Annotated in this window: 7 protein-coding genes; 4 read left to right on the top strand and 3 right to left on the bottom strand. The window is 44.3% G+C overall.

Annotated elements, in window-relative coordinates; all coding sequences use genetic code 11:
- Nucleotides 1-24: 24 nt before the first annotated feature.
- From A3761_RS16030 to A3761_RS16020, 3 genes are all read right to left on the bottom strand, one after another.
- Nucleotides 25-711 (bottom strand): crotonase/enoyl-CoA hydratase family protein, encoded by a 687-nt coding sequence (locus tag A3761_RS16030; protein WP_068510566.1) that lies wholly within the window; start codon nt 709-711, stop codon nt 25-27.
- Between the two features lie 54 nt (nt 712-765).
- The gene (locus A3761_RS16025; RefSeq protein ID WP_068509110.1) at nt 766-1,011 is read right to left on the bottom strand and encodes a hypothetical protein; all 246 of its coding nucleotides are present in this window, start codon (nt 1,009-1,011) and stop codon (nt 766-768) included.
- A gap of 64 nt (nt 1,012-1,075) precedes the next feature.
- Nucleotides 1,076-1,570 (bottom strand): DUF6586 family protein, encoded by a 495-nt coding sequence (locus A3761_RS16020; RefSeq protein ID WP_068552970.1) that lies wholly within the window; start codon nt 1,568-1,570, stop codon nt 1,076-1,078.
- Between the two features lie 223 nt (nt 1,571-1,793).
- Here A3761_RS16020 and A3761_RS16015 point away from each other — a divergent pair, with 223 nt between their 5' ends.
- The 4 genes from A3761_RS16015 to A3761_RS16000 all read left to right on the top strand — a co-directional run bounded on the left by A3761_RS16015 (nt 1,794) and on the right by A3761_RS16000 (nt 4,744).
- Nucleotides 1,794-2,819 (top strand): response regulator, encoded by a 1,026-nt coding sequence (locus A3761_RS16015; RefSeq protein WP_068566518.1) that lies wholly within the window; start codon nt 1,794-1,796, stop codon nt 2,817-2,819.
- Between the two features lie 10 nt (nt 2,820-2,829).
- Nucleotides 2,830-3,792: a diguanylate cyclase gene (locus A3761_RS16010; protein WP_068510485.1), complete on the top strand. Its 963-nt coding sequence runs from the start codon at nt 2,830-2,832 to the stop codon at nt 3,790-3,792.
- Nucleotides 3,793-3,875: 83 nt separating this feature from the next.
- On the top strand, nt 3,876-4,520 hold the full coding sequence (locus tag A3761_RS16005; protein ID WP_068553015.1) for a TonB-dependent receptor: 645 nt from the start codon (nt 3,876-3,878) through the stop codon (nt 4,518-4,520).
- A 20-nt stretch (nt 4,521-4,540) separates the two neighbouring features.
- Nucleotides 4,541-4,744: a hypothetical protein gene (locus tag A3761_RS16000; RefSeq protein ID WP_068510480.1), complete on the top strand. Its 204-nt coding sequence runs from the start codon at nt 4,541-4,543 to the stop codon at nt 4,742-4,744.
- Nucleotides 4,745-4,913: the final 169 nt, after the last annotated feature.

The raw sequence follows: 4,913 nt of genomic DNA, 5'->3' as shown, positions 1-4,913 counted from the left end.
AGCCCTCTATGTAACAAGGAAGGTTTAGAAAGTCGTCGTACGATCGACTTCAATCGCAGCATCCATTGCTTCCAGTAAGGCTTTGCGTGATTTTAGCTTAGTACCGTGATGAGCCTTCATATTCAGCTTTTTATACTCTTCAGCCAACGCTTTAGCTTCAGTCATTAGCTGATCTGCATCGACAAGCTTATCCAAAAATCCTGCATCAACAGCCGTTTCAACATCAAAGATTTCTGCATTCATTACCGAGCGATTAAAGTAGTTTGTCGGGATACGACCACGCGCCATTTCAATGCCTGCCTGGTGCATTGTCATACCAATCGCCACTTCATTCAGGCCTAGCTTAAATGGACCTTTAGCACCAATACGGTAATCGCTACATAAAAGAATAAAGGAGCCTTTGGCAATCGCATGACCGCTACATGCAGCAATAATTGGCGTAGGAAAAGCCAACATTCTACGCGTTAAAGTAGAACCTTCTGCCACAAGCGCAGTCGCATGATCCATACTCTTCTGCATGGTTTTCAAATCATATCCACCCGAGAATATACCTTCCTGACCAGTGATAATAACCACCGCTCCGGTCTCTTCAGCATGATCAAGCGCTTCATTCAATTCTGCAATGACCTGGTGAGAAATTGCATTCACCTTACCGTTTTGAATTTTGATCGTGGCTACTTTATCTTGCAACTCAAACTGTACCAGTTCCATACTAACTCCTAACTATATCTCTTATGTTTTTTGTCCAACCGAGGGTTGTTCGAATTAATGTAATATACGGTCTTCACGCTCTTTTTCTTCAGCTTCGACAATCGATTTAGATAGTGCCCCGGCAGCTTGAACACCCGCACCGATCATTGCTTTCGCTATCGCTGCTTTATGCTCCCCCAAAAAGCCTTCAACCTCTTCTGAAAATTGGATTTCGACCAAGAATTCGCCGTCATCATCCATTCGCTTCAAGGCGAAGCTACCGTTTTCTAATTCAACTATCTCTAAAAATGCGCTACTCATTCAAACTCCAAATTTATATAGAAACCTGCTCACCAGGTAAGTTATATAGTACCTGCGGCCTTCTTTACCATTCTGTTTGTTGCTCTCGCCTTTGCTGAATATAAGTTTTTACTTCTTCAATAAGTTCTAACAAAGTCAGCTCTCTATCACCTTCAATAGCTGTCTCGGTCAAATTAATAACCTCAATTCGAGGCACACTTGCTTCTGTGCTAGCTGCTTGCCTAGAATGCGGCGAATTTTCTCTGTAGAGCAGAGGGTCAACAGATAAAGCCAACAAGCGTTGATACCAACTTCCTTGCTCCTGCTTCTGCGCAAACAGGAACTGGCAATCGGGCATATTCTGCGCCAATTCTGAAGACTCATCTTGCAAGGCGTCAGCAGGGATCTTTAAATAGGCTGATAATTCTTCTAGCCAGGCTTCCCAGGCATACTTCAAACTCAAACTAGCGCCAACAACGGCAGCCTGTGCAAGCGCAGCATTAGTACTTGTCTCTGCCTGCTTTGCTTGTGTTTGTGCTGCATACAAATAAGTGTTCACCCTGCTCTTAATATCACTCACCTAAAAGACTCCGTCGACACACACTTACAGCCCAGAAACCCTGTTAAATTGGATTTCCAGACTAATACCTGAGACTAATAAACGCTCCAGTATACCCCATTCAGAGCATGGGGTCATGACTGCTCTGAATATGGAACTTTAATTATCCTGAAGACTTGCTGAATGGGCATTCATGCACTTTAATTAGTAATCATAAATACATCCCGTGGAAAGACCTTTTCATATGACAACACGCGTCCTGATCTGCGACGACTCCAGCGTAGCTAGAAAGCAAATGGCGAGAACCTTGCCAAGTGACTGGGAAATAGAAGTTTCATTTGCGAAACATGGTGAAGAAGCATTGGCAGCCATTAAAGAAGGCTTGGGAGACATTATGTTTCTCGACCTCAACATGCCAGTCATGGATGGTTATGAAACCTTAGAGCAGATTCAGAAACAAGATTTGCCAACGATGGTAATTGTCGTATCAGGAGATATTCAACCTGAAGCACATGAACGCGTTAAGGCTCTAGGCGCAATCGACTTCATTAAGAAACCTACTTCGACTGAAGCGCTCACAGAGCTACTTGAGAAATTTGGCCTTTACAGAGCACCAGAGCCCTCAGCCGCTCCTGCTACGCCTGCAAGAGCACCGATAATTAAGAAAGGTGAAATCGGCAATATTGGCACCCGCGACTGCATGCAAGAAATAGCGAATGTCGCAATGGGACAAGCAGCTGACCTACTCGCTCGGCTTTTGAAAGTCTTCGTAAAACTGCCTATACCAAACGTTAACTTGCTCGAAGTTAGTGAGTTAGAAATGGCCTTATCACTCACCGAGCAACAAGACACCTACTCTGCCGTTTGCCAAGGTTTTATCGGTTCGGGTATTAGTGGCGAAGCCTTGCTCATTTTCAGTGATTCAAGTTTTGGTGATATCGCCAAGCTGCTCGACTACAAAGGCGAAGTCGATCGCATGGTTGAGCTTGAGCTACTAATGGAAGTGGCCAGTATTCTAGTGGGCGCCTGTACTAACGGTATTGCCCAACAACTCGACACCACCTTCAGTCAAGGGCACCCGGTTGTTTTAGGGCAGCATGTCAAAGTAAGTGAATTGATCAAAGCCAATGCCAAGCGCTGGAAGAAAACACTCGCCATTGAAATCACTTACGAAATTGAAAACTACAACATTAGTTGCGACCTGTTATTACTGTTCACTGAAGATTCACTGGACAATTTGAACAAACGACTTTCCTACTTGATGGATTAATAGCCGAACTATGGAACGATCACAGATAGATATAAAAGAATTTCACTGGCTGATGGATATGCTGCAAACCATCGATGTCGGCCTCGTGGTACTGGATCGCAACTTTAGCATTAAAGTTTGGAACAGTTTCATGGAGAGCCATAGCGGCATAACTCCATTGCAGACCAAAGACAAGAATCTCTTTGACTTATTCCCTGATTTGCCCAGAGATTGGCTAGAGCATAAATCTAATTCAGTGTTTATGTTAAAAAACCGCTCCTTTATGACCTGGGAGCAGCGACCTTATCTGTTCAAATTCAAAAACTACCGCCCAATTACCGGCACAGAACCATTCATGTACCAAAACGTGACCATCTCACCTTTGGTATCTGCTGATGGAACGGTAAACCATATCGCTATCATTCTCTATGACGTGACTGATATTGCCGCGAACCGGAACGCACTGGAACGAGCGAACTCTGAATTAGAAATGCTGAGTCGAACTGATCGCCTGACTCGGCTAAACAATCGAGGTTATTGGGAAGAGTGCCTAGAAGCAGAGTTTAGCCGTTATAAGCGCTATCACACGACTTGCTCTGTCATTATGTTTGATATTGACCACTTCAAGAAGGTAAATGACACCTATGGTCACCAAGCCGGCGATGAAGTAATCAGGCAAGTTTCTCAGGCACTTCGGGATAACCTTCGTAAAACTGATATTGCCGGCCGCTACGGTGGTGAAGAGTTTGGCGTTATTCTTGGTAACACCGATGCCGAACATTCCATGGTTTTCTGCGAACGTGTTCGCAAACAGATCGAAGCCATGGAAGTTGTTCATGACGGTAAAACAATCAAATTTACCATTAGCTTGGGAATTAGTCAGGCTGTTGAAGCCACTAGCGACTATATGACCTGGCTTGAACAAGCTGACCAAGCCTTATATGCCTCTAAAGAAGGCGGGCGAAACCAGACCAATACATTCTCCCATAGTTAAAATCTAGCGTGCCGCCGAAAGGTGTGTCGCGCTAGAGATAACGTCATCAACCACGACAATTCTAATAATATTTTGGAGTCACTATGATCCGCCGCTCAAAGTTTCAAAACATAAGCTTTGCTATTCTTGCCGCCGCTAGCGCACCAGCACTTTCCCAAACATTAGCCCCTGCTCAATCCGTATCGCCATTACAAGAAGAAATACAGTGGCTACAGGCAGAGACTTATGTTTCTACGGCAACTAAGACTTTGGAAGATATTAAGAAAAGTGGAGCAAGTGTTACCGTCATTACCGCTGCTGACTTAAAAAGAATGGGTGCGCGCAACCTAATGGACGCACTAAAGCGCGTACCTGGCTTAGGTGTTTACCAAACTAATATGGGAGGGTCTACCCTCGAGATAAGAGGGCTAAAAACAGACTTCAGTGAAAAAGTATTATTTCTAATCAATGGCCACGCTAACAATAACAACCTGGTAAATGGTGGTGCACTAAGCTCTTACAACAACTTTATTGTCGATGACATTAGCCGGGTAGAAATTGTCCGTGGCCCTGGCTCAGCACTCTACGGAGCCAATGCTTTTGTCGCCGTAATTAACATCATCACCAAAACGGCTCAGAATACACAAGAAACAACACTAAGCGCAGGCATCGGAAGTGACCAATCAAGGAAGCTCAATGCATCGTATCGCGATGGTACAGGCCCTTTAAAGATGGTGAACAGATTGTAGCCATCATTTCGGACTACATTATGCCTGTTACCAAAGGCGATAAGTTCTTGATTGACGTTCATGCCATGTTCCCTGATATCATCAAGATAATACTCACGGGTCATGCCGATAGCTCAGCAGTCCAAGAAGCCTATGAACAAGCGAATCTTGCCGCCTGTTTTGGCAAGCCCTGGGAAATAGAGGATATACTCACCTGCTTAAGAGAGCATTTATCCAATAAGTAGCTGTACGGAGACAGAAGTCTAAGCATGGGAATTCGCAACAAACTACTTTTCATCATTGCTAGTGCACTTTTACTTGTGCTTTATGTCAGCACTCACCTTCAAATAAACCTACACAAGCAAGCATTTGATACCGAGTTAGAGAAGCGTATCGTTCTGCTAAAACATAACC

This window comes from Oleiphilus sp. HI0123 (assembly GCF_001635315.1).
The sequence above is the reverse complement of the archived record's forward strand: the minus strand, read 5'-3'. Positions and strand labels throughout refer to the sequence as shown.

Bases quoted from the DNA above. Each gene is read 5' to 3' on its own strand.
- A3761_RS16030 (WP_068510566.1), bottom strand. From the start codon at position 711: ATGGAACTGGTACAGTTTGAGTTGCAAGATAAAGTAGCCACGATCAAA.
- A3761_RS16025 (WP_068509110.1), bottom strand. From the start codon at position 1,011: ATGAGTAGCGCATTTTTAGAGATAGTTGAATTAGAAAACGGTAGCTTC.
- A3761_RS16015 (WP_068566518.1), top strand. From the start codon at position 1,794: ATGACAACACGCGTCCTGATCTGCGACGACTCCAGCGTAGCTAGAAAG.
- A3761_RS16010 (WP_068510485.1), top strand. From the start codon at position 2,830: ATGGAACGATCACAGATAGATATAAAAGAATTTCACTGGCTGATGGAT.
- A3761_RS16005 (WP_068553015.1), top strand. From the start codon at position 3,876: ATGATCCGCCGCTCAAAGTTTCAAAACATAAGCTTTGCTATTCTTGCC.
- A3761_RS16000 (WP_068510480.1), top strand. From the start codon at position 4,541: ATGCCTGTTACCAAAGGCGATAAGTTCTTGATTGACGTTCATGCCATG.